A 25,106-nucleotide genomic window follows, 5' to 3' on the forward strand; every position below is an offset into this window, starting at 1 on the left:
AACTGAGCTATAGGGCCATTTCTAAATTGTAGTGCTCAATAAATTGAGCGTACTTTTTAGCAGAGACCTAAAAAGCGCTGGCAGTATAAAAATTTTTAACAGGCTTGTCACTAGCAAAAGAGGAAAAAGTCGCACATATCTGATTCAATTGCTTAATAAAAAGCCAAACTAGTGCGCTAAGCCTGTTTCTTTATTAGGTTCGTTCGCCTTACATCTGTGCGTTAGATCCAGACATCGTTTTGTGCGGTGAGCGCGCTGTCGGCATCTCCGGTGTTGACGACTCCTTTTGGTTCGATAATGAGCACCTGACATTCTTGCTCGGCATAAGGTTTGTGCTCTGCGCCTTTTGGCACAACCAGCATGTCACCTGCTTTCAGATGCGCTGTGCGCTCCTGAAAGGCTATGTGCATCTCACCGGATAGCACAATGAACACTTCGTCGGTATCGGGGTGATCGTGCCAGACAAATTCCCCCTGAAGTTTTACCAGTTTGAACTGATAGTCGTTCATTTCAGCAATGACTTTTGGGCTCCAGTGTTCAGAAAATAGCGCCAGTTTGTCGGCAAAATTGATGGGTGCGTGTGACATAACATTTCCTTATGGTGACGGGCATAAGAGAGAAGCCTTATCCGACTAGATAAGGCTCAAGGATCAGTTGAGTCGTGATACCACAAAGTAGGGGTTCAGATAAGACTCTTTTTGGTTGTACAGCAGCGGACTGCCGTCCAGCTGAGTGACGGTTGCACCGGCGATTTTCGCCACGGCATGACCGGCGCCAGTGTCCCACTCGCTGGTTGGGCCCAGGCGCGGATACACATCGGCAGCACTTTCCGCTACCAGACACAGTTTCAGTGAACTGCCTTTTGGCACCATGTTCACATCATCAAATTGCTTGAGATAGTCAGCCAAGTCCGGTGAAGGGTGTGAGCGTGAGCCTACCACTTGAATGGTGCCCTGATTGTCTTTACGAGTGACTTTCAGTTCAATACGGGCCTCGCCACATTCTTTGAAAGCGCCAATGCTGTTGGCGGCGAAGTAACTGACATTCAGCGCGGGCGCATGGACCACGCCCATCACCGGCTCACCGTTTTCAATCAGAGCAATGTTGACCGTGAACTCACCGTTTTTCTTTATAAACTCTTTGGTGCCGTCGATGGGGTCAACCAGCCAGTAGCGCTGCCAGGTTTGGCGTTCCTGCCAGCTGATCTCGGCACTTTCCTCACTGAGAATAGGCAAATCCGGAGTAAGCGTTTGCAGGCCTGCCGTGATCACCTCATTGGCGGCTAAGTCGGCGTCGGTGACCGGGCTTTTATCGTCTTTATATTCAACGTTAAAGTCTTTGGCATAAATGGTGAGGATCTTGTCTCCGGCGCGTCGGGCCAGGTTGACGATCTCCTCGAGTAAGTCGGTGTCGTTCATGGTATTTCCTTGGTACTACAGATGAATTATCTCGCGCTGTTGTAGATACGCTACCAGCTGTTGCACCGATTGGTCCAGACTATTTTCACCGGTATTAATACGGATCTCTGGGTTTTGCGGTGGTTCATAGTCTGAGTCTATGCCGGTAAAGTGTTTGATCTCACCGGCGCGGGCCTTTTTATACAGGCCTTTCGGGTCTCGCTGTTCGCACACTTCCAGCGGTGTATCCAGATAAACCTCAATAAACTCGGCGTCTTCAACCAGGTTGCGCACCATATCGCGTTCGGCCTGGAATGGGGAGATAAAGGCGGTCAGTACGATCAGGCCCGCATCGACCATGAGTTTGCTCAGCTCACCCACACGGCGGATGTTCTCAACCCGATCTGCGTCGCTGAATCCGAGATCTTTACACAGCCCATGACGTACGTTGTCGCCATCGAGCAGGTATGTGTGTGCGCCGAGCTGTTGCAGGGCACTTTCCAGTGCATTGGCCACGGTGCTTTTGCCCGAGCCAGAATAGCCGGTAAACCACAGAATAACCGGGCGATGGCCCTTTTGTTCGCTGCGATGTGTTTTATTCACGGCATAGTTATGCCAGACAATATTCGTATCCATAATTCCTATCCACTAAAACGGGAAAACCAAGGGGATCAGCGTCAGCACAGTGATCGAGTAAATAATTGAAAGCGGCAGGCCCACGGTCACATAGTCTTTGATCCGGTAATTGCCTGCACTGTATACCATCAGATTAGTCTGATAGCCAAAAGGTGAAATAAAGCTGGCCGATGCGCCAAAGGCGACTGCCATCACAAAGGGTAGCGGGTTTACATCAAAACCTATCGCCAGAGCGTATGCAACAGGGAAAGATAGCGCAGCGGCTGCATTGTTGGTGATCAATTCTGTGAACACCACTGTCATCACAAAAATGGCGATAAAGGCACCATACGGGCCAAAGTCACCCAGCACATAAAACAACGCATCAGAAATCTGTCCGGCTAACCCTGTGTCTATCATCAGCTTAGCTAAGCCAATGGCACTGCCCACGATGGCGAGTAGCTCTATGGGAAAACGACGCTTCATTTCACTGACCTTGATAGAGCCAAACAGCACCAGTCCAAGTAATAAAACCATCAGGCCTTTGACTAAAGGTACAACATCGAAGATACCCAGGCCTATCACGGCAACAAAGGCAGCCATTACTTTATTCGACTGCGGCTGAGTTAAGTGGGTTTGCAAGTCCAGGCCAGAGATATAAACAAATTCGCGTTTCAGGTCGGGTAGCTGATAAAAATCTCCGCCAGGGGCGAGGATTAAAGAATCTCCAGCTTGTAGTTTGACCTGGCCCAGGCCCCCGGGCAGCCGGTCGTGACCGCGGCGAATGGCAATCACCGCGGCATGAAACTGTTCGCGAAAGCGGATCTCTTTGAGTGTTTTGCCCAAAAACTTGGACGACTGACTGATCACCACTTCCACTAAGTGTTCGGCGTCTTTTTCGTGTTTGTCGTGTACCACCTGCAGGCCGTCGAAGCGGCGCAATAAGGGCACCGACTTGATGTCGCCAACAAACAACAGGATATCTCCCTGCTGAATTTCCTGTTGCGGGGTAACGGCGCAAATGCGGCGTTCGCCGCGGATGATTTCGGCCAGGAATAAGTCGCGCAGATCGCGCAGGCCGTTTTCTTCGACTGTGCGGCCTATCAGTTTTGAGCTCGCAGTGACTTTCCCTTCCAGATAAAAAGGCACAACCTCTTCTTCTTTACGGCCATGGTCCGGCAAAAACTTCAGTAATAGGATGATGGTGATCAGGCCCACACTCAGTGCGCCAATGCCAACCAGGGTAAAATCAAAAAAGCCCAGTGGCGCCATACCAGCCTCAATCGCAAAGCCATTGACGATTAAGTTGGTTGAAGTGCCGATCAGGGTCAGCGTACCGCCCAGAATTGCCGTGTACGACAGTGGCAGTAATAACTTAGAAGGCGAGTGGGTTTTGCTTTCTTTAATGGTACTGATCAAAGACGCAACCACCGCGGTATTGTTGGTAAAAGACGATAAAAAGGCCGTGGATAATCCCAGCTTCATCACCGAACGCGCCAACGAACCATTGGCCAGCGAGCGGGCAAGGTATTGCACCAGAGTGGTTTTTTCGATGGCGATAGACACCAGAACCAGTAAAACCAGGGTGATCAAGGATGGGTTTGCATAATTGACCAGCATGGTTTCAAGGTCGATCAATCCGGCCAGGTAGGCGCTGCTGATAGCGCCAACGAATAACCAGGCCGGATTCAGCCGCGTGCCAAAAAGACACGCGACCAGCACGAGCATGATGCCTGTTAAGATGATCTGCTCTAGCAGCATAGATAACTCCCGTTAACAGGCATAAGGCCGTTACTTCAGCTTGCTCAAGTCAAGCGCTTGCCAGTGTGGGAAGTGCTTGCGAACCAGGGCATTAAGCTCCAGCTCAAACTCACTGAACTGCTGTTTCTCACTGACTTGCTCATCCAAAATGGCATCAATCATGCCCGCACCCACCGTCAGGTTGCTCAGACGGTCGATCAGGATAAAGGCGCCGGTTTCGTGGTTATCACGATATACGTCGGCCGCAATGGTTTCGGTCAGTTCCAGCGTAACAATGGCAATCTCATTCAATTGCAGGCTCTCGGCTTCGCCGTGTTCCAGCGTATTGACGTCAATGGTGTGGTCAATCTGCTTAACAATGGCAGCCGTGCTCTTAGCGCCCAGCTTGAAGTTATAGGTTTTGCCCAGCACCAGAGGCGCCTCGTGCATCCATACCAGCTTGGCCTGGATCAGGTTGGTTGCCTTAGTCGATGAGTCTGCCGGGACAATCACATCACCACGGCTGACATCCACTTCGTCATTCAAAGTGATGGTCAGTGCCTGGCCGGTTTCTGCTTGCTCGAGGTTACCGTCGAACGTGACCAGTTCTTTGATGGTGCTGGTTTTACCTGAAGGTAAAATCTTCACCGCCTGACCAACACTTAGCGCGCCAGAAGTCAACGTGCCCTGAAAACCACGGAAGTCCAGGTTAGGGCGTACGACATACTGCACCGGGAAGCGCGCTTCAAATGCACTGTTTGGTTCCGCAGCCGGAGAATCTTCCAGCAGCGCCATCAGTGGCTGATCGGTGTAGTAAGGTGTATGCTCAGAGCGGGTCACGACGTTGTCACCTTTCAGAGCCGAAATGGGCACGAACTTGATGTCATTGACGTCCAGTTGCTCAGCAAACTTCAGATAATCGGCTTTGATTTTCTCGAATACAGCTTCATCAAAGTCAACGATGTCCATTTTGTTGATGGCCACAACGAATTGCTTGATACCCAGCGAGTCACAGATAAAGCTGTGGCGTTTGGTCTGGATCTGTACACCATAGCGGGCATCCACCAGAATAATGGCTAGATCGCTGGTTGACGCGCCGGTAACCATGTTTCGGGTATACTGCTCGTGCCCTGGTGTGTCCGCAATGATGAACTTACGCTTGGCCGTTGAGAAGTAGCGGTATGCCACGTCAATGGTGATACCTTGCTCACGCTCTGCCTGCAAACCGTCAACCAGCAAGGCCAGGTCCAGTTCTTCACCGGCATTACCCACTTTTTCGTTGTCTTTGTGCAGTGCTGCCAACTGATCTTCATAGATCTGGTGGCTGTCGTGCAGCAGGCGGCCGATCAGGGTGGATTTACCGTCGTCTACACTGCCGCAGGTCATCATGCGCAACAGGCTTTTATCCTGCTGGCGTGATAAATAGGTTTCAATCCCCAGTTCTTTTACTTCATTTGCGGTAGACATTAGAAATACCCCTCACGTTTTTTCTTCTCCATTGACCCGGATGAGTCGTGGTCGATGACCCGGCCTTCACGCTCGGAAGAGGTCGATAGCAACATTTCTTCGATGATCCCGGTCAGGGTGTTCGCCTCAGATTCAACGGCGCCAGTTAGCGGGTAACAACCCAGCGTACGGAAACGTACCGACTTCATTTCAGGCACTTCCCCTTCCGCCAGTGGCATACGCTCGTCGTCGACCATGATTAATGTGCCATCTCGCTCAACTACCGGGCGTTTCTCTGCCAGGTAAAGCGGCACTATCTCAATGTTCTCCTGGTAGATATATTGCCAGATGTCCAACTCAGTCCAGTTTGACAGCGGGAATACTCGAATACTTTCGCCCGGATTGACCTGACCGTTGTAGGTATTCCACAGCTCAGGGCGCTGGTTTTTTGGATCCCAGCGGTGGTGTTTATCACGGAATGAATACACACGCTCTTTGGCACGAGACTTCTCTTCATCACGGCGCGCGCCACCAAAGGCTGCGTCAAAACCGTATTTGTTCAGAGCCTGTTTAAGACCCTGGGTCTTCATGATGTCGGTGTGCTTGGCTGAGCCGTGCGTAAATGGGCCAACGCCCATTGCCAGGCCTTCCGGGTTCTTGTGCACAATCAGGTCAAAGTTGTACTCTTTGGCCAGACGATCACGAAACTCAATCATCTCGCGGAATTTCCAGTCCGTGTCTACATGCAGCAGAGGGAAAGGGATCTTTGCCGGGAAAAACGCTTTACGTGCTAAGTGAAGGAGTACCGATGAGTCTTTACCGATGGAGTAAAGCATCACTGGGTTTTCAAACTCAGCAGCGACTTCGCGAATAATCTTTATACTTTCAGCCTCAAGTTGCTGAAGGTGAGTTAAAGCCATTGTCGTCGTCCTACTTAATACTAAAAATAAAGTGGTTCATGCATCAGGCGATCTTAGCGAGCGGCTGAGCGTAACTTGCAATCTGTTCTGTCTGACCAAACCAGGCCAGCTCCTGATGCAAAGCGGCTACTTCGCCGATGATCAGTAATGCCGGTGACTGGATATTGTTCGCTTCTATTTGTGTTGCCAGCTGGCCGAGCTCAGTGGTCACAACACGCTGCGATTTACGGGTGCCATTCTCAACAATGGCCACCGGCGTGTGTTCACTGCGGCCATGGGCCAGCAGCTGAGCCTGAATATGCGGTGATTTAATCACACCCATGTAAATGGCCAAAGTCTGGTTGGGTTTAGCCAGCGACTGCCAGTCCAGTTCCTGGCCTTCTTTTTTACAGTGCCCCGTCACAAACTGGATCGCCTGCGCATGGTCGCGGTGCGTGAGTGGAATACCCGCATAAGCACTGCACCCTGCGGCGGCGGTAATACCAGGGACTATCTGGTAGCGAATGTTGGCCGCAGCCAGAACCTGCACTTCTTCGCCACCACGACCATAAATAAAGGGGTCGCCGCCTTTAATACGGCATACTTTTTTGCCTTGCTGTGCCAATTCAACCAGCATCTGATTGGTATCTTCTTGTTTAACACTGTGGTGTCCGGCACGTTTACCAACACAGATAAGGTCGGCATCGCGTCTGACCAGCTCCATAATCTCATCTGAGACCAGGTAGTCATACACCACCACATCAGCCTGCTGCATCAGTTGCAGCGCTTTTAGGGTGAGCAGTTCCGGGTCGCCCGGTCCTGCGCCGACTACATAGACTTCACCTTGTGGCTCTGCGGTGTCGTTTAGCATGTCATGCAGTTGCTGCTGTGCCCCTGCGGTATCACCGCTTTGGACTTTGCTGACCACATGTGAGTCGAACACCCGCTCCCAGAACTGGCGGCGATCGGCAAAGTGTCTAAAACGGCCTTTAACCTTGTCTCTGAATCCGCCAACCAGCTGGGCCAGCGGGCCAATATGCTGTGGGATCAGGGTTTCAAGTTTTTCTCTTAAACGACGTGCCAGTACGGGCGCGGTGCCGGCACTGGAAATCGCAATGGTGATGGGGTTGCGGTCAACGATAGACGGAAAAATAAAGCTACACTTGGGCTGATCATCAACCACATTGACGAAAATATTACGTGCATCTGCCGCATCGCTGACCTGAGCATTGACGTCATCGTTGTCGGTGGCAGCAATGACCAGGGCCATGCCGTCAACGGCTTCGGCACTGAAGTAAGCTTGTTTCAGGCTCAGCTCACCTTGCTCAGACAGTTGCATAAGCTCGTCGCAAAACTCCGGCGCCAGTACAGTCACATCGGCGCGGGCTTTAAGCAGCGCGCGGATCTTCCTGAGTGCAACTTCACCACCGCCGACGACCAGCACGGGTTTGTTGTCCAACTTGGTAAAGATAGGTAAGTACTGCACGCTGTTGCCCCTTAAACATCGTAAACTTGATATAAGCCAACTCTGGCTTTTTCTAGAGTGGCAGAATATCCCGCGCGCAGGCAGGGAAAAAATAACTTAAACCCAGTTTTTATAACTAAAAGTTATATCAATCCGGTAAAACAGGCTTACCTCATATATATCAAGGGGTTTAGCGTGATAGTGCGAGTCGGATAACAGATATAGCTATTGGTTATGAGTTATAATTTCGACAATCTAGCGCCTGGTAGCTGTGCTGAAACGATCAAAGCGCACTATTTTGTTGCCTTGTGGCTCGGTGACAGGGCTGCTGGACCTGGCTTTCAATTCAGTGCGGACAAATGTCCTGTGGTAGGGCGGGGCAAGCGGCTAACGTTGAGGTCCGACTCATATGATGCAACTATGCCCAAGAGGCTGGGGGCAGAAAAAAGGAAACGAATATGAAAATGCAAGCCGTCGCACGCGAGGTGCTTGGATTAATGGATCTGACGTCGTTAAACGAGCAGGATAACGAGGCCAGTATCATTGCATTGTTAGACAGCATTCGCCCGGAGCTTGGGCTGCCTGCAGCCGTGTGTGTGTATCCCCAGTTTGTAGCAGTGTGCAAAAGTGAACTGGCGCGGCGCGGCTGGTCACAGGTCAAAGTGGCTACAGTCACCAATTTCTCCAACGGCAAGCAGTCGTTGCAGCAAGTGCTGGCACAGACCAAAGAGGCCTTACAGGCCGGGGCGGATGAGATTGATCTGGTGATGCCTTATCAGCAGTTACAGGCGGGTGATCCAGATACGCCCTGGCAGTATGTGCGCTCCAGTAAACAGCTGTGTGGTGCGCAGGCAAAGCTTAAAGTGATCATTGAATCTGGTGCGTTGGAAAATGCGCAGCAGATAGCCCAGGCCAGTGATGTTGCCATTCTTGCCGGGGCCGACTTTATTAAAACCAGTACGGGCAAAGTGCCGGTGAATGCAACGTTAGAAGCAACAAAAATCATGCTTGAGCGCATCCGCGTGTCGGGCAAGCCAGTTGGTTTTAAAGCGGCCGGTGGCGTTAAAAGTGTTGAGCAAGCAAGTGATTATTTACAAGTTGCAGTTGATATCATGGGTAAAGACTGGCTATGTGCGGCGCACTTCCGGTTTGGCGCATCGAGTTTGCTACAAGATGTGCATCACCAGCTGGACTGTGCAAATTAGCGGAGAATAGAGTGAAGCGTGGGCAGGTGGTGATCCGTGACAGTGAGCGAGAAAAGCAGCAGCTGGAGCATGGCGCTGCCAAGCTGTTCATGCGCAGTTATGAGCGGCTCACGCACACGCCGATGCGTCATATCTGGCATAATCAGCCTGCCAAGCCTGATGTCAGTTGTTATCTGGGCGAGTCACAACTCGACATCGAAATTGCCCACCTGTATGCCAGTGAAACGGAAGCCATGGCCGTGCTTGGCCGTCCACTGTCGCTATTGATGCAACAAGAACTGGCCGTGATGGCGCAGGCACCGAGTTCGCAGCGCCTGGCCACCGGTCTGTCACGGTTACTGCTGCAAAAGGCGGGAAAGCATTATCACTCCCAGCGCGTGTGGCTATTGATCCGCAATGCCAGTCCGATGTGGCACCGTACTGATTTTGAAAGCGTATTGCCCCACTTAACGCTGCCCGCCGCCCATCCTTTCGAGCAGATATGGTTGCTGTGTGATTTCTTCTGTGGTGATCCGCTGCGTTTGTATTAGTCGTGAAATTGCTCTTGTACACAGCCTGGTTGACGCTCAGCTTAGCTGAAATTGCCACAAATAGCGCTTTGCGCATCTTTTACTCTTGTTTTCAGTTTGTTCGTCAGTATAATGGGCATCCACTTTGCAGGGGCGTAGTTCCAATTGGTAGAACAGCGGTCTCCAAAACCGATGGTTGCGGGTTCGAGTCCTGCCGCCCCTGCCACTCTAACAATCAGTCCAAATCTAAAATAATGGGTCTTGTCATCACCGCTTATTTGTAAATTTGGATTGAAATGGATTAACCCTGTTTTATGCAGGGTTGTTGTGTCTGTATTTAAGGTAAAAATAAATTATGAGCACTAATGTTGAAAACCCGTCTAGCTCGATGGACACGGTAAAGTGGTTGCTGGTTGCAATTTTGCTAACTGGCGCAGTGGTTGGTAACTACATGTACGCTGACATGTCAGTGTTGATCCGCGCGATTGGTGTCGTGGTGGCTGTAGGTGCCGGACTGGGCATTGCCGCAACGACAGAGAAAGGGCGTACCTTTATCGCTTTTGCTAAAGAGTCTAGAATTGAGGTTCGCAAAGTAGTTTGGCCAACGCGTCAGGAAACAACACACACGACCTTTATCGTGATGGCCGCGACAGTTGTTATGGCGCTGATCCTGTGGGGATTAGACGGCATTCTGTTCCGCGCCGTTGGTTTTTTAACCGGCTTGACCTTTTAATAGGCTAGCGTTTTAACTGGATTGGAGATCTGATCCCATGTCGGATGAGAACAAAGAAAAGAAATTACGTTGGTACGTAATTCAGGCGTTTTCAGGTTTTGAAAAGCGCGTTGCTCAAACCATTATTGAGCACATTAAAATCGAAGGTCTGGAAGACTACTTCGGTGAAGTACTAGTCCCGACTGAAGAAGTTGTGGAGATGCGTGCCGGACAAAAACGTAAGTCTGAGCGTAAATTCTTCCCGGGCTACGTGTTAGTTGAAATGGTGATGGATGATGCATCCTGGCACCTGGTCAACAGTACACCGCGTGTAATGGGCTTTGTGGGTGGTACGTCAGATCGTCCAGCACCAATCAGCAAAAAAGAAGCTGATCGCATTCTTAACCGTCTGCAGGAAAATGCAGAAGCACCTAAGCCAGCGACTCTGTTCGAGCCTGGTGAAGTGGTCCGTGTTATCGATGGCCCATTTGCTGACTTCAACGGTGTAGTTGAAGAGGTGGATTACGAGAAGAGCCGCCTGAAAGTATCGGTTCTGATCTTCGGCCGTTCTACGCCGGTTGACCTGGAATTTGGACAGGTTGAACAAGACAAGTAATTTTGTTGTTTAAAACAGCAAAAGTTATTGCCAAAGGCCGCTGGTTAATCTATAATCAGCGGCCTTTTTGTATGTCATTACGATGACGCACAAAAAGTGTAATTTTTTAATTGGGAAGCCGTCTGAGTACGCGTCCTCGCGCGCACAAGGCTAAGACCCACATAACGAGGTATTATCATGGCTAAAAAAGTTGAAGCTTTAATCAAGCTACAAGTTGCTGCTGGTATGGCTAACCCTAGTCCTCCAGTAGGTCCTGCACTAGGTCAACACGGTGTAAACATCATGGAATTCTGTAAAGCGTTCAACGCACGTACAGAGTCTATCGAGAAAGGCGCACCGGTTCCTGTAATCATTTCTGTTTACAACGACCGTTCTTTCACTTTCGACATGAAAACTCCGCCTGCTTCTTACCTTCTTAAGAAAGCAGCTGGTATCAAGTCTGGTTCTGGCCGTCCTAACACTGAGAAAGTGGGTACTGTTACTCGCGCTCAGCTTGAAGAGATCGTTGAGACTAAACGTCCGGATCTTACTGCTGCTGATATGGACGCAGCTGTACGCACGATTGCAGGTTCTGCACGTGCAATGGGCTTGAACGTAGAGGGGTAATTGAGAATGGCTAAATTAACTAAGCGTATGCGTACTATCCGCGAAAAAGTGGATGTTACTAAAGAATACGAAATCAACGAAGCTGTTGCTCTTCTTAAAGAACTGGCTACTGCTAAGTTCGTTGAAAGTGTAGACGTTGCTGTAAACCTGGGTATCGATGCTCGTAAATCTGACCAAAACGTACGTGGTGCAACTGTACTACCTCACGGTACTGGTCGTGAAGTACGCGTCGCGGTATTCACTCAAGGTGCAAACGCGGACGCAGCGAAAGAAGCTGGCGCTGACCTGGTAGGCATGGAAGACCTTGCTGAGCAGGTTAAGAAAGGCGAAATGAACTTCGACGTAGTTGTTGCTTCTCCGGATGCAATGCGCGTAGTTGGTCAACTAGGTCAAATCCTAGGTCCACGTGGCCTTATGCCTAACCCTAAGACTGGCACTGTAACACCTAACGTTGCAGAAGCAGTTAAAAACGCGAAAGCGGGTCAGGTTCGCTACCGTAACGACAAAAACGGCATCATCCACACCACTATCGGTAAGGTTGATTTCGACGCGAACCAGCTTCAGGAAAACCTGGAAGCACTTATCGTTGCGCTTAAGAAGGCTAAGCCTTCACAAGCTAAAGGTACTTACGTGAAGAAAGTAAGCATCTCAACGACTATGGGCGCGGGTGTTGCTGTAGACCAAGCTACTCTAAACACGCAAGTGGCTTAATTTAGAGATAAGCGTTTACATGGCGTAAAAATTAGACTATAATTTTGCGCCATTTCGTTGAGAGCTGTGCTCAAAACGAAGCAAAGAATTCGGGTTGAAGCGCATAATTTCGGCACTTTGCAGACTTTATAGTCTACAATGATCCGATAAATTGCGTTTCCGTCCAAGACCGTAGGTGTAACTAAGTTACTTAATTCCCTACGTAGACGGTGTGAATCCCAGCTAGATTTTCCTAATCTTCTGGTTCTCGCCGTAAAAAGCAGCTCTGAGTCGAAAGACAATGAGTAAAGTAGAACTGGGACACGTTCCCATCATAACCAGGAGTAACACCCATGGCTTTAAATCTTCAAGACAAAAAAGCAATTGTTGCTGAAGTCAACGAAGCTGCCAAAGGTGCTCTGTCTGCAGTTGTTGCAGATTCTCGTGGTGTAACAGTAGATGCGATCACTGCGCTTCGTAAAGAAGCTCGTGAAGCTGGCGTATGGATGAAAGTTGTCCGTAACACGCTTGCTAAACGCGCTGTTGAAGGTACTGAATATGAGTGCCTTAACGAATCGCTAGTAGGCCCAAGCCTAATCGCTTTCTCTTCAGAGCACCCAGGTGCTGCGGCTCGTATCTTCGCTGATTTCGCGAAGAAAAACGAGTTGTTCGAACTGAAAGCGGCTGCATTTGAAGGCAATGTTGTTGACGTAGACATGCTAGCTAAGCTGCCTACTTACGACGAAGCTGTTGCACGCCTAATGAGCGCTATGAAAGAAGCGTCAGCTGGTAAATTGTGTAAAACAATTGAAGCTGTACGTGTTCAGAAAGCTGAAGCAGCTGCTTAATAGCACGCTTCTTACTTTCACAAATAAATTTTTAGAACCCCATGGTTCGTGATTAATTAGGAAACTTAAAATGTCTGTAACTAAAGACCAAATCCTTGACGCGATTGCTGAAATGTCAGTAATGGAAGTTGTTGAACTAGTTGAAGCAATGGAAGAAAAATTCGGCGTAACTGCAGCTGCTGCTGTTGTTGCTGCTGGTCCTGCTGAAGCTGCTGAAGAGAAGACTGAGTTCGACGTAATCCTAGCTGGCGCTGGCGGTAACAAAGTTGCTGCTATCAAAGCTGTACGTGGTGCAACTGGTCTTGGCCTTAAAGAAGCAAAAGCTCTTGTTGAGTCTGCTCCTGCGCCAATCAAAGAAGCTGTTTCTAAAGAAGAAGCTGAAGCACTTAAGAAAGATCTTGAAGAAGCTGGTGCTGAAGTTGAGATCAAGTAATCTGGCATTTGCTAGGTTCGCTGCCTGAGCAATCAGGCAAGGGCTGGTGATTATTTAATCACCGGCCCTTTTGCGCTATAGAGCGACGCTTTCCTGTTGCGCAATAAATTCCTATGTTTTTCTTATTTTTCAATCTGTTAGAAGTATTTTGAAAGTGAGTGACTCATAGGACGACAATTAGATGTTGTTATCATGGCTTAGATGCCAATGAAGTCTGTTCTCCATGAACAGGTTGGGTCAAAGATCAGCAAGCTGAGGAACCCCATGGCTTACTCTTATTCTGAAAAGAAACGTATCCGTAAGGATTTTGGTAAACGTCCACAAGTTTTGGACATACCTTTCCTTTTGCAAACGCAGTTGGAATCGTTCAAAAAGTTCATTACACCGGACGCTGATGGTGATACCGGACTGGAAGCGGCATTCCGTTCTGTGTTCCCGATCAAAAGCTACTCGGGCAATTCTGAGCTTCAATACGTCAGCTATCGTATTGGAGAGCCAGTATTCGATGTAAAAGAATGTCAAATTCGCGGTGTGACTTTTTCTGCTCCACTTCGCGTAAAACTTCGTCTTGTGCTAATGGACAAAGATGCACCAGGCACAGTCAAAGACATTAAAGAGCAAGAAGTTTACATGGGCGAAATCCCGCTCATGACTGACACAGGTACTTTTGTTATCAATGGTACTGAACGTGTTATCGTTTCTCAGCTACACCGTTCACCTGGTGTATTCTTTGATAACGACCGTGGTAAATCACACTCGTCGGGTAAAGTTCTATATAACGCACGCGTGATCCCTTACCGTGGTTCGTGGTTAGACTTTGAATTCGATGTAAAAGATAACCTGTTTGTACGTATCGACCGTCGTCGTAAACTGCCTGCATCAATCATTCTGCGTGCTCTTGAATTCTCAACTGAAGAAATTCTTGGCATGTTCTTCGAAACCACGACGTTCGAAGTGACAAACGGCAAAGTAATGATGGAGTTGGTACCATCTCGACTGCGTGGTGAAACTGCTGCCTTTGATATCAAAGATGCAGACGGTGAAGTCCTGGTTGAGCAGGGTCGTCGTATCACAGCCCGTCATATAAAAACAATCGAGAAAAAGGGCATTGACCAGTTAGAAGTACCGCATGAGTACATCATTGGTCGTGTGGTTGCGCGAAACTACATCGATGAGTCAACCGGTGAGATCATTGCAGAAGCAAATGCTGAGCTGTCTCTGGAGTTGATGGCTGAGCTGGTTAAAGCAGGTCACACTAAAATCGATACCCTGTACATCAACGACGTAGACAGCGGTGCCTACATGTCGGAAACTGTGCGTATTGACAGCACAGCAAACCGTCTTGAAGCACTGGTAGAAATCTACCGTATGATGCGCCCGGGTGAGCCACCAACAAAAGAAGCAGCAGAAGCCTTGTTTGACAATCTGTTCTTCTCTGACGAGCGTTATGACTTGTCAACGGTTGGTCGTATGAAGTTCAACAGCCGTGTTGGTTATGATACTGACACAGGCCCAGGCACGCTGAGCAAAGAAGACATTGTGAGCGTGATGAAGGTGTTGATCGACATCCGAAACGGTAAAGGCGATGTGGACGATATCGACCACTTAGGTAACCGTCGTATCCGTTCTGTAGGTGAAATGGCAGAGAACCAGTTCCGCGTAGGTCTGGTACGTGTTGAGCGTGCTGTACGTGAGCGTCTGAGCTTAGGTGATCTGGACAACGTAATGCCTCAGGATCTGATCAACGCGAAGCCAATTTCTGCTGCCGTTAAAGAATTCTTTGGTTCTTCACAGCTGTCTCAGTTCATGGACCAGAACAACCCGCTGTCAGAAGTAACGCACAAGCGTCGTATTTCTGCACTTGGTCCGGGTGGTCTGACACGTGAACGTGCTGGCTTCGAGGTTCGAGACGTACACGTAACGCACTACGGTCGTGTTTGTCCAATCGAAACGCCTGAAGGTCCAAACATCGGTCTGATCAACTCATTGTCTACGTACGCACGTACTAACGATTATGGTTTCCTTGAAACCCCATATCGTAAAGTGGTTGACGGCGTAGTAACCGATGACGTTGATTACCTGTCTGCAATTGAAGAAGGTCAGTTCGTAATCGCACAGGCGAATACCAACCTGACTGAAGCAAACCAGTTTGCAGAAGAGCTGATCCCATGTCGTTACAAAGGTGAATCAACCTTTATGCCAAGCGACAGCATCCAGTATATGGATGTATCTCCACAGCAGGTTATCTCTGTGGCTGCGGCACTTATCCCATTCCTTGAACACGATGATGCGAACCGTGCATTGATGGGATCGAACATGCAACGTCAGGCTGTACCAACACTGCGCGCAGATAAGCCGCTGGTAGGTACAGGTATCGAGCGTACGCTGGCAAAAGACTCTGGTGTAACCATTGTTGCTAAGCGTGGCGGTGTGGTGAAGTATGCTGATGCGAGCCGTATCGTTGTTAACGTGAACGAAGAAGAGCGCGTACCTGGTGAAGCGGGTATCGACATCTACAACCTGACCAAATACACCCGTTCTAACCAGAACACCTGTATCAACCAAAAGCCAACTTGTATGGTAGGTGAGCCGGTTGTCCGTGGTGACGTACTGGCGGATGGTCCTTCGACTGACCTGGGCGACCTGGCTCTTGGTCAAAACCTGCGCGTGGCATTCATGCCGTGGAATGGTTATAACTTCGAGGATTCAATCCTACTGTCAGAGCGCGTTGTTCAGGAAGATCGTCTAACTACGATCCACATCCAGGAACTACAGTGTATCGCGCGTGATACTAAGCTTGGTCCAGAAGAGATCACAGCGGATATCCCGAATGTTGGTGAGTCTGCGCTAGGTAAGCTGGACGAATCAGGTGTTGTATACATCGGTGCTGAAGTAAAAGGCGGCGATATCCTGGTTGGTAAAGTAACACCAAAAGGCGAAACTCAGCTGACGCCAGAAGAAAAGCTACTACGTGCTATCTTCGGTGAAAAAGCGTCTGACGTAAAAGACAGCTCACTGCGTGTGCCTAACTCTGTTTCTGGTACGGTTATCGACGTTCAGGTCTTTACCCGTGATGGCGTAGAGAAAGACAAGCGTGCGCTGGAAGTTGAAGACATGCAGCTTCGCGAAGCGAAGAAAGACTTCAACGAAGAGTTCCGTATCCTTGAAGGCGGTGTACTGACACGTGCGCGTGACCTGCTGGTACGTGCTGGTCTGAGCGAAGAGAAAATCGCTGAACTGAACGCTGAAAAACTACTGACGCAAAGCCTGGCTGACGAAGAGCAGCAAGCTGAATTAGAGCAACTGGCTGCGCAGTACGACGAGCTGAAAGCTGAATACGATAAGAAGTTCGAGAACAAGCGTCGCAAGATCACCCAAGGTGATGACCTGGCGCCTGGCGTACTGAAGATCGTTAAGGTTTATCTGGCTGTTAAACGTCGCATCCAACCGGGTGATAAGATGGCGGGTCGTCACGGTAACAAGGGTGTAATCTCTACTATCGTGCCTGTTGAAGACATGCCTTACGACGAAAAAGGTCGTACGGTAGACATCGTTCTGAACCCACTGGGTGTACCATCGCGGATGAACATCGGTCAGATCCTGGAAACTCACATGGGTCTTGCTGCACGCGGTATCGGTGAGCGCATCGAAGACATGATGAAAGAGCAACGTGAACTTCACGAAATGCGCGACTTCATCAAGAAAGCTTACGAAATCGGTGATTGCCGTCAGAAAGTCGATATTGAAAACTTCTCTGATGATGAGATCCGTCGTTTGGCGCACAACCTGAAAGGCGGTCTGCCAATCGCAACACCTGCGTTTGACGGTGCACGCGAAGCTGAAATCAAAGACATGCTAGAGCTGGGTGGTTATCCAAGAAGCGGTCAGGTAACCCTGTACGATGGTCGTACCGGTGACGCATTCGAGCGTCAGGTAACGGTTGGCTACATGTACATGCTGAAACTGAACCACCTTGTTGATGACAAGATGCACGCACGTTCTACCGGTTCTTACAGCCTGGTTACTCAGCAGCCGCTGGGTGGTAAGGCACAGTTCGGTGGTCAGCGTTTCGGTGAGATGGAGGTATGGGCACTTGAAGCATACGGTGCTGCCTACACGCTACAGGAAATGCTGACAGTTAAGTCGGATGACGTAAATGGTCGTACTAAGATGTATAAGAACATCGTAGACGGCAACCATAAGATGGAGCCGGGCATGCCGGAGTCGTTCAACGTATTGTTGAAAGAGATCCGCTCGCTGGGTATCAACATCGAATTGGAAGAAAGTTGATCCGCCGGGCCGCGTAAGCGGCCCAGACCGGACTGAAAAGAATGAAGGGGCAAGCCTGGCTTGCCCTCAAGATTAACTCCGACAGGAGAGCTAAGGTGAAAGACTTACTTAAGTTTCTGAAGCAACAAAATAAGACCGAAGAATTCGATGCAATTCGCATTGGTCTTGCTTCGCCGGACATGGTGCGTTCATGGTCCTATGGTGAGGTAAAGAAACCTGAGACAATTAACTACCGTACTTTCAAGCCTGAGCGTGACGGCTTATTCTGTGCCCGTATCTTCGGCCCAGTAAAAGATTATGAGTGTTTGTGTGGTAAGTACAAGCGCTTGAAGCACCGTGGTGTGATCTGTGAAAAGTGTGGCGTTGAAGTTACACTGACTAAAGTACGCCGTGACCGCATGGGTCACATTGAACTGGCCAGCCCAGTTGCCCACATTTGGTTCCTAAAATCATTGCCGTCTCGTATCGGCCTGATGCTGGACATGACGCTGCGTGACATCGAGCGTGTACTTTACTTCGAATCATTCGTTGTAACTGAGCCTGGTATGACAACGCTTGAGCGTGGTCAGCTGCTAGGTGAAGAAGAGTACCTGGACGCACTGGAAGAGCACGGTGACGAGTTCGAAGCTAAGATGGGTGCCGAAGCGGTACTTGATCTACTGCGCGACCTGGACCTGGGTCAACTTATCGCAGAAATGCGTGAAGAGCTGCCAACTATCAACTCTGAAACTAAGCGTAAGAAGATTACTAAGCGTCTTAAGTTGATGGAAGCGTTCCACCAGTCAGGTAACAACCCTGAGTGGATGGTAATGAGCGTACTGCCAGTTCTGCCACCTGATCTACGTCCATTGGTACCACTGGATGGTGGTCGTTTCGCGACGTCTGATCTGAACGATTTATACCGTCGTGTTATCAACCGTAACAACCGTCTTAAGCGTCTACTTGACCTGGCGGCACCAGACATCATCGTACGTAACGAAAAGCGTATGTTGCAAGAAGCGGTCGATGCACTACTAGATAACGGTCGTCGTGGCCGTGCGATCACAGGTTCTAACAAGCGTCCTCTGAAGTCGCTTGCAGACATGATCAAAGGTAAGCAAGGTCGTTTCCGTCAGAACCTTCTTGGTAAGCGTGTTGACTACTCTGGCCGTTCTGTAATCACAGTAGGTCCTACACTGAAACTACATCAGTGTGGTCTTCCTAAGAAAATGGCACTTGAGCTGTTCAAGCCATTCATCTACGGCAAACTAGAGCGCCGCGGCATGGCGACTACCATCAAAGCTGCGAAGAAGATGGTAGAGCGCGAAGTACCAGAGGTTTGGGACGTACTTGATGAAGTGATCCGTGAGCACCCGGTTCTACTGAACCGTGCACCAACACTTCACAGACTAGGTATCCAGGCGTTTGAACCGGTACTAATCGAAGGTAAAGCAATCCACCTGCACCCGCTAGTGTGTGCGGCGTATAACGCTGACTTCGACGGTGACCAAATGGCGGTACACGTACCGTTGACACTGGAAGCACAGCTTGAAGCTCGTGCGCTGATGATGTCGACCAACAACATTCTGTCTCCTGCGAACGGTGAGCCAATCATCGTACCTTCACAGGACGTTGTATTGGGTCTGTACTACATGACGCGTGACCGCATCAATGCAAAAGGTGAAGGCATTGTCTTCAAAGATGCGAAAGAAGCTGAAAAAGCTTACCGTACTGGCGCGGCTGAACTACACGCACGCGTAAAAGTACGTATCGCAGAAGTCCACATTGATGGCGAAACAGGTGAGCGTAAAGACGTAACTGAAGTGGTTGAAACCACAGTTGGTCGTGCCATCCTGTCTTTGATCTTGCCAACTGGCCTGCCGTTTGAGCTTATCAACCGTGCGCTGGGTAAAAAGCAGATCTCTGGCCTGTTGAACGAGTGTTACCGTCGTTTGGGTCTTAAAGATACCGTTATCTTTGCTGACCAGGTGATGTACACCGGTTTCCACTACGCGATGAAGTCGGGTGTTTCTATCGGTATCAACGATATGGAAATCCCACCGACGAAAGCAGGTATCATCGAAGCGGCTGAAGCTGAAGTTACAGAAATCAACCAGCAATTCCAGTCTGGTCTTGTAACTGCGGGTGAGAAATACAACAAAGTTATCGATATCTGGTCACGTGTTAATGAAAACTTGTCACGTGAGATGATGGCGAACTTGTCGAAAGACACTGTTGTGAATGCAAAGGGTGAAGAAGAAGAGCAAGACTCTTTCAACTCAGTGTTCATGATGGCCGACTCGGGCGCACGTGGTAGTGCTGCTCAGATCCGTCAGCTAGCTGGTATGCGTGGTCTGATGGCACGTCCGGATGGTTCAATCATCGAGACACCGATCACCGCGAACTTCCGTGAAGGTCTGAACGTACTACAGTACTTCATCTCGACGCACGGTGCGCGTAAAGGTCTAGCGGATACCGCACTTAAGACAGCGAACTCGGGTTACCTGACTCGTCGTCTGGTAGACGTAGCACAAGATTTGGTCATCAACGAAACTGATTGTGGTACCCTTGAAGGTACTGTGATGAAGCCGCTGATTGAAGGTGGTGACGTTGTAGAACCGCTACGCGAGCGTGTACTAGGTCGTGTTGTTGCTGAAGACGTGGTTATCCCTGGCACTGAAGAAGTGCTGGTTGAACGTAACGTGATGCTTGATGAGAAGCTGTGTGACCTGTTAGAAGAGCACTCAGTGGACGAAGTAAAAGTACGTTCAGTTATCACCTGTGAAAATGACTTTGGTGTGTGTGCTAACTGTTACGGTCGTGACCTTGCACGTGGCCACATCATCAACGCGGGTGAATCTGTCGGTGTTATCGCGGCACAGTCAATCGGTGAGCCGGGTACCCAGCTTACGATGCGTACCTTCCACATCGGTGGTGCGGCATCTCGAGCGTCTGCAGAAAACAGCGTACAAGTTAAGAACAACGGTAGCTTGAAGCTGCACAATGCGAAGTTCGTAGTCAATACCGACGGTAAGATAGTGATCACCTCACGTTCAACCGAAATTACGGTTTTTGACGAGCAGGGCCGTGAGAAAGAGCGCTATAAAGTGCCTTACGGTGCCGTACTGGCAGTGAGCGACGGTGCAGAAGTAAAAGGTAACGACATTGTCGCGACCTGGGACCCGCACAGTCACCCAATCATCATCGAGCACGAGTCTAAAGTATCGTTCAGCGACATCGACGATTCTAACACAGAAGCACAGACAGACGAGTTAACTGGTCTGACGCGTGTGGTTGTTAAAGACCTTGCTAAGGTGAATGCGAAAGAGCCTAAGCTTATCATTGAAAATGAAGAGCGTGGCCTGCAGGAAATTCGTCTGCCTTCGTTCACTACCATCGAAATCACAGATGGTGCTACGGCTCAGCCGGGTGACGTACTGGCACGTATTCCTCAGGAAGGTTCGAAGACACGTGATATCACGGGTGGTCTACCTCGAGTTGCTGACTTGTTCGAAGCGCGTAAGCCAAAAGATCCAGCAATTCTGGCAGAAATCACAGGTACCGTTAGCTTTGGTAAAGAAACCAAAGGTAAGAAGCGCCTGGTGATCACGCCGGAAGAGGGTGATGCATACGAAGAAATGATCCCGAAATGGCGTCAGCTGAACGTGTTCGAGGGTGAGCAGGTATCCAAAGGTGAAGTTATCGCCGATGGTCCTGAGTCTCCGCACGACATCCTGCGTCTGCGTGGTGTGACTGACGTATCTAACTACATCGTAAACGAAGTACAAGAAGTATATCGTCTACAGGGTGTAAAGATTAACGATAAGCACATCGAAACCATCATTCGTCAGATGCTACGTAAATGTATCATCATCGATGGTGGTGACAGTGAGTTCCTGGCAGGCGAGCAAGCCGAAGTGGCGCGCGTTAACATCGCAAACCGTGAGCTAGAGAAACAAGGTAAGATCCCAGCTAAGTTCGAAATTCAGCTGATGGGTATTACCAAAGCCTCACTGGCAACAGAGTCTTTCATCTCTGCAGCCTCGTTCCAGGAGACAACACGTGTCCTGACAGAAGCGGCAGTAAATGGTAAGAGTGATGAGCTACGTGGTCTGAAAGAAAACGTTATCGTGGGTCGTTTGATCCCAGCGGGTACCGGTTTCTCTTACCACCTAGATCGCATCAACCGTCGTAAGCAAAATGAAGCTGCAGTTGAAGAGCAGACAGTAAGTGCTGAAGAAGCATCTCAAGCACTGACTGACGCACTAAATGCAGACTTGCTTGGCGGCCAAGACTAAAATTGACGAAAAACGCGTCAATTGCAATAAAAAGGCAGCTTTAACGCTGCCTTTTTAGTTGTTTTGGTTGACAGGTTAAACTTTGCTCATTAAAATTCCGCCACCCATTTATTCGTTCGAATAACCGAACGCTTAAAATGGCGAAATTTGATTTTTTCAGTAGTAATTTTATTAATTCAGGAGCTATTTAATGGCAACTATTAACCAGCTAGTACGTAAGCCACGTCGCAGCAAGGTTACTAAGAGCAACTCAGCTGCTCTTAAAGCTTGTCCTCAAAAGCGTGGTGTATGTACTCGTGTATATACAACTACACCTAAGAAGCCAAACTCTGCACTACGTAAAGTAGCGCGTGTTCGTCTAACGAACGGCTTTGAAGTAACATCTTACATTGGTGGTGAAGGCCACAACTTGCAAGAGCACAGTGTTATCCTAATCCGTGGTGGTCGTGTTAAAGACTTACCAGGTGTGCGTTTCCACACAGTACGTGGCGCGCTTGACTGTGCTGGCGTAAATGACCGTAAACAAGGTCGTTCTAAGTACGGTGCAAAACGTCCTAAGGGCTAATGGTTCTCCGTTAGTAAGGCCAAGCACTTAAGTTTTAATTTATATATTTTGTTTTGGGAATTCGTCGTAGTAAGACGAACCTGAAGATACCGGAGAGAGAAAATGCCTAGAAGACGCGTAATAGGTCAACGTAAAATTCTTCCAGATCCGAAGTTCGGATCAGAGCTTCTTGCTAAATTCGTAAACGTAGTAATGCTAGACGGCAAGAAGTCTACTGCTGAAAAAATCGTATATGGTGCGCTAGACGTGGCTGCTGAAAAATCAGGCAAGTCGCACCTAGAAATCTTCGAGTCTGCACTTGATAACGTACGCCCACAGGTTGAGGTTAAATCTCGCCGTGTTGGTGGTTCTACGTACCAAGTACCAGTTGAAGTACGTCCAGTTCGTCGCAACGCACTAGGTATGCGTTGGTTGGTTGAAGCTGCACGTAAGCGTGGCGAGAAATCAATGGGCCTTCGTCTGGCTCAAGAGATGCTTGACGCTGCTGACAACAAAGGCACTGCGGTTAAGAAACGTGAAGACGTTCACCGTATGGCTGAAGCGAACAAAGCATTCGCTCACTACCGTTGGTAATCTGCCCGAGACCTTTAAGAGGATAATATGGCACGTACAACTCCTATTGAGCACTACCGTAATATCGGGATCTGTGCTCACGTAGATGCGGGGAAAACCACCACTACGGAACGTGTACTTTATTACACGGGCCTGTCTCACAAAATTGGTGAGGTACATGATGGTGCCGCAACTATGGACTGGATGGAGCAGGAGCAGGAGCGTGGTATTACCATTACTTCTGCTGCGACCACGTGTTTCTGGAAAGGGATGGATGCTCAGTTTGATGAGCATCGTATAAACATCATCGATACTCCCGGACACGTAGACTTCACCATCGAAGTAGAACGTTCATTGCGTGTACTAGATGGCGCTGTAGTCGTATTATGTGCTTCATCAGGTGTACAACCACAAACGGAAACCGTTTGGCGTCAGGCGAACAAGTACGAAGTACCTCGCATGATTTTCGTCAATAAAATGGACCGTACCGGCGCAGATTTTCTCGCCGTTGTGGATCAGGTGAAAAAGCGTCTTGGCGCTACGCCTGTGCCAATTCAGCTACCAATTGGTGCTGAAGATGAATTTAAAGGTGTTATTGATCTCATCAAGATGAAAGCCATCAACTGGAATGCTGAAGACCAGGGGATGACTTTCAATTACGAAGAGATCCCGGCAGAACTTCAGGAGCTGGCAGAGGAGTGGCGCGCAGAGCTACTCGAATCTGCCGCAGAAGCTTCTGAAGAGCTAATGGACAAATATCTTGAAGAAGGCGAACTGAACGAGGCCGAAATTAAGGCCGCGATCCGTCAGCGTACATTGAACAATGAAATTGTGCCAATGACCTGTGGTAGTGCGTTCAAAAACAAAGGTGTTCAGGCTGTGCTTGATGCCGTTGTTGAATACATGCCATCTCCAACAGAGGTTAAAGAGATCCAGGGTATCCTGGAAGATGAAAGCGAAGCAACGCGTCCTGCGGACGACAGCGCACCGTTTTCTGCTCTGGCGTTTAAGATCGCCACCGACCCATTTGTTGGTACGCTTACCTTCTTCCGAGTTTATTCCGGCACAGTAGGTCAGGGTGACTCGGTTTATAACCCAGTTAAAGGCAAAAAAGAGCGCTTTGGACGTATCGTTCAGATGCACTCTAACTCGCGTGAAGAGATCAAAGAAGTTCGCGCCGGGGACATTGCTGCTGCAATTGGTCTCAAAGACGTTACCACAGGTGACACGCTTTGTGCCCATGATGCTGTTATCACGTTAGAGCGTATGGAATTCCCAGAGCCTGTGATTTCAGTTGCAGTAGAGCCTAAGACCGTTGCTGACCAAGAAAAAATGGGTATCGCGCTGGGTAAACTGGCGGCGGAAGACCCGTCTTTCAGAGTTGAAACCGACGAAGAATCAGGCCAAACCATTATTTCAGGTATGGGTGAACTCCACCTGGATATCATCGTAGATCGTATGAAACGTGAATTCAGTGTTGAATGTAACGTAGGTAAGCCACAAGTTGCTTATCGTGAAACGATCCGCGGTTCGGTTGAAGCCGAAGGTAAATTCGTACGTCAGTCAGGCGGACGCGGCCAGTATGGTCACGTTTGGTTGAAGCTCGAGCCTATGGATGTTGCTGATGAAGACGCGCCAATTTACGAATTCGTAAACGAAATCGTAGGTGGCACGGTTCCTAAGGAATACATTCCTGCGGTTGACAAAGGCATCCAGGAGCAGATGAAGCAAGGTGTTCTTGCGGGTTATCCTATGCTGGGTGTGAAAGCTACCTTGTTTGACGGCTCGTTCCACGATGTCGACTCAAATGAGATGGCGTTTAAGATTGCCGGCGCAATGGGCTTCAGGAAAGGCGCGCTTGATGCGCAGCCTGTGATTCTTGAGCCTGTTATGAAGGTAGAAGTCACCACCCCTGAAGCAAACATGGGTGATGTCGTTGGCGACCTCAACCGTCGTCGAGGCATAATCGAAGGTATGGAAGACTCATTTGGTGGTCTGAAGCAAGTTAATGCTCAGGTGCCGCTGTCTGAAATGTTTGGTTATGCAACCGATCTTCGTTCTGCAACACAAGGTCGAGCTTCGTACTCAATGGAATTTTCCAAGTACGCAGAAGCGGCGAAAAACGTTGCTGACGCAATTATTGCAGCTCGCGCTGTTAAGTAATTTTAGTTCGGTCCGGTCTTAGGGCTGGACTTTAATTTCTTTATAGGAATTTTGAAAATGGCAAAAGAAAAGTTTGAA

Annotated in this window: 20 protein-coding genes and 1 tRNA gene; 14 read left to right on the forward strand and 7 right to left on the reverse strand. The window is 49.2% G+C overall.

Annotated elements, in window-relative coordinates; genetic code table 11:
* Positions 1 to 221 precede the first annotated feature (221 nt).
* From TW77_RS04775 to cysG, 7 genes are all read right to left on the reverse strand, one after another.
* The gene (locus TW77_RS04775; protein WP_046003836.1) at positions 222 to 587 is read right to left on the reverse strand and encodes a cupin domain-containing protein; all 366 of its coding nucleotides are present in this window, start codon (positions 585 to 587) and stop codon (positions 222 to 224) included.
* 63 nt (positions 588 to 650) lie between these two features.
* The gene (gene cysQ, locus TW77_RS04780) at positions 651 to 1,418 is read right to left on the reverse strand and encodes a 3'(2'),5'-bisphosphate nucleotidase CysQ (protein WP_046003837.1); all 768 of its coding nucleotides are present in this window, start codon (positions 1,416 to 1,418) and stop codon (positions 651 to 653) included.
* A gap of 15 nt (positions 1,419 to 1,433) precedes the next feature.
* Positions 1,434 to 2,033, reverse strand: a complete 600-nt coding sequence (cysC, locus tag TW77_RS04785) for an adenylyl-sulfate kinase (protein ID WP_046003838.1) — start codon at positions 2,031 to 2,033, stop codon at positions 1,434 to 1,436.
* Positions 2,034 to 2,045: 12 nt separating this feature from the next.
* Entirely contained in the window at positions 2,046 to 3,770 is a 1,725-nt protein-coding gene (locus TW77_RS04790) for an SLC13 family permease (RefSeq protein ID WP_082078838.1), read from the reverse strand.
* A gap of 33 nt (positions 3,771 to 3,803) precedes the next feature.
* Positions 3,804 to 5,219, reverse strand: a complete 1,416-nt coding sequence (gene cysN / locus TW77_RS04795) for a sulfate adenylyltransferase subunit CysN (protein WP_046003840.1) — start codon at positions 5,217 to 5,219, stop codon at positions 3,804 to 3,806.
* The gene (gene cysD / locus TW77_RS04800) at positions 5,219 to 6,118 is read right to left on the reverse strand and encodes a sulfate adenylyltransferase subunit CysD (protein WP_046003841.1); all 900 of its coding nucleotides are present in this window, start codon (positions 6,116 to 6,118) and stop codon (positions 5,219 to 5,221) included. The genes cysN and cysD overlap by 1 nt, the downstream gene beginning before the upstream one ends.
* A gap of 43 nt (positions 6,119 to 6,161) precedes the next feature.
* Positions 6,162 to 7,583, reverse strand: coding sequence for a siroheme synthase CysG (gene cysG / locus TW77_RS04805; protein ID WP_046003842.1), 1,422 nt, complete (start codon positions 7,581 to 7,583; stop codon positions 6,162 to 6,164).
* A 437-nt stretch (positions 7,584 to 8,020) separates the two neighbouring features.
* On the opposite strand from cysG, the gene deoC reads away from it, so the two are divergent.
* From deoC to fusA, 14 genes are all read left to right on the forward strand, one after another.
* A complete protein-coding gene (gene deoC / locus TW77_RS04815; protein WP_046003844.1) occupies positions 8,021 to 8,767 on the forward strand; it encodes a deoxyribose-phosphate aldolase in 747 nt (248 codons plus the stop codon).
* Positions 8,768 to 8,796: 29 nt separating this feature from the next.
* Positions 8,797 to 9,297, forward strand: coding sequence for a hypothetical protein (locus TW77_RS04820; RefSeq protein ID WP_046003852.1), 501 nt, complete (start codon positions 8,797 to 8,799; stop codon positions 9,295 to 9,297).
* Positions 9,298 to 9,425: 128 nt separating this feature from the next.
* A tRNA-Trp gene (locus TW77_RS04825) sits at positions 9,426 to 9,502 on the forward strand.
* 129 nt (positions 9,503 to 9,631) lie between these two features.
* Complete coding sequence (gene secE / locus TW77_RS04830; RefSeq protein WP_046003845.1) at positions 9,632 to 10,009, forward strand: preprotein translocase subunit SecE; 378 nt, start codon at positions 9,632 to 9,634, stop codon at positions 10,007 to 10,009.
* Between the two features lie 37 nt (positions 10,010 to 10,046).
* Complete coding sequence (gene nusG, locus TW77_RS04835) at positions 10,047 to 10,604, forward strand: transcription termination/antitermination protein NusG (protein WP_046003846.1); 558 nt, start codon at positions 10,047 to 10,049, stop codon at positions 10,602 to 10,604.
* Between the two features lie 177 nt (positions 10,605 to 10,781).
* Positions 10,782 to 11,210 (forward strand): 50S ribosomal protein L11, encoded by a 429-nt coding sequence (gene rplK / locus TW77_RS04840; protein WP_010387320.1) that lies wholly within the window; start codon positions 10,782 to 10,784, stop codon positions 11,208 to 11,210.
* 6 nt (positions 11,211 to 11,216) lie between these two features.
* Positions 11,217 to 11,921: a 50S ribosomal protein L1 gene (gene rplA, locus TW77_RS04845; protein ID WP_010387319.1), complete on the forward strand. Its 705-nt coding sequence runs from the start codon at positions 11,217 to 11,219 to the stop codon at positions 11,919 to 11,921.
* 332 nt (positions 11,922 to 12,253) lie between these two features.
* Complete coding sequence (rplJ, locus tag TW77_RS04850) at positions 12,254 to 12,748, forward strand: 50S ribosomal protein L10 (protein WP_046003847.1); 495 nt, start codon at positions 12,254 to 12,256, stop codon at positions 12,746 to 12,748.
* A 70-nt stretch (positions 12,749 to 12,818) separates the two neighbouring features.
* The gene (gene rplL / locus TW77_RS04855; RefSeq protein WP_023400585.1) at positions 12,819 to 13,181 is read left to right on the forward strand and encodes a 50S ribosomal protein L7/L12; all 363 of its coding nucleotides are present in this window, start codon (positions 12,819 to 12,821) and stop codon (positions 13,179 to 13,181) included.
* Positions 13,182 to 13,445: 264 nt separating this feature from the next.
* Complete coding sequence (rpoB, locus tag TW77_RS04860; protein WP_046003848.1) at positions 13,446 to 17,471, forward strand: DNA-directed RNA polymerase subunit beta; 4,026 nt, start codon at positions 13,446 to 13,448, stop codon at positions 17,469 to 17,471.
* Between the two features lie 95 nt (positions 17,472 to 17,566).
* Complete coding sequence (gene rpoC / locus TW77_RS04865; protein WP_046003849.1) at positions 17,567 to 21,748, forward strand: DNA-directed RNA polymerase subunit beta'; 4,182 nt, start codon at positions 17,567 to 17,569, stop codon at positions 21,746 to 21,748.
* A 190-nt stretch (positions 21,749 to 21,938) separates the two neighbouring features.
* Positions 21,939 to 22,313, forward strand: coding sequence for a 30S ribosomal protein S12 (gene rpsL / locus TW77_RS04870; protein ID WP_010387308.1), 375 nt, complete (start codon positions 21,939 to 21,941; stop codon positions 22,311 to 22,313).
* A 102-nt stretch (positions 22,314 to 22,415) separates the two neighbouring features.
* Complete coding sequence (rpsG, locus tag TW77_RS04875; protein ID WP_046003850.1) at positions 22,416 to 22,886, forward strand: 30S ribosomal protein S7; 471 nt, start codon at positions 22,416 to 22,418, stop codon at positions 22,884 to 22,886.
* Between the two features lie 27 nt (positions 22,887 to 22,913).
* Positions 22,914 to 25,028 carry an elongation factor G gene (fusA, locus tag TW77_RS04880; RefSeq protein ID WP_046003851.1) on the forward strand — a complete coding sequence of 705 codons (2,115 nt, stop codon included), beginning with the start codon at positions 22,914 to 22,916 and terminating at the stop codon, positions 25,026 to 25,028.
* Positions 25,029 to 25,106: the final 78 nt, after the last annotated feature.

Source organism: Pseudoalteromonas rubra (assembly GCF_000967655.1).
Classification (GTDB): Bacteria; Pseudomonadota; Gammaproteobacteria; order Enterobacterales; family Alteromonadaceae; genus Pseudoalteromonas; species Pseudoalteromonas rubra_A.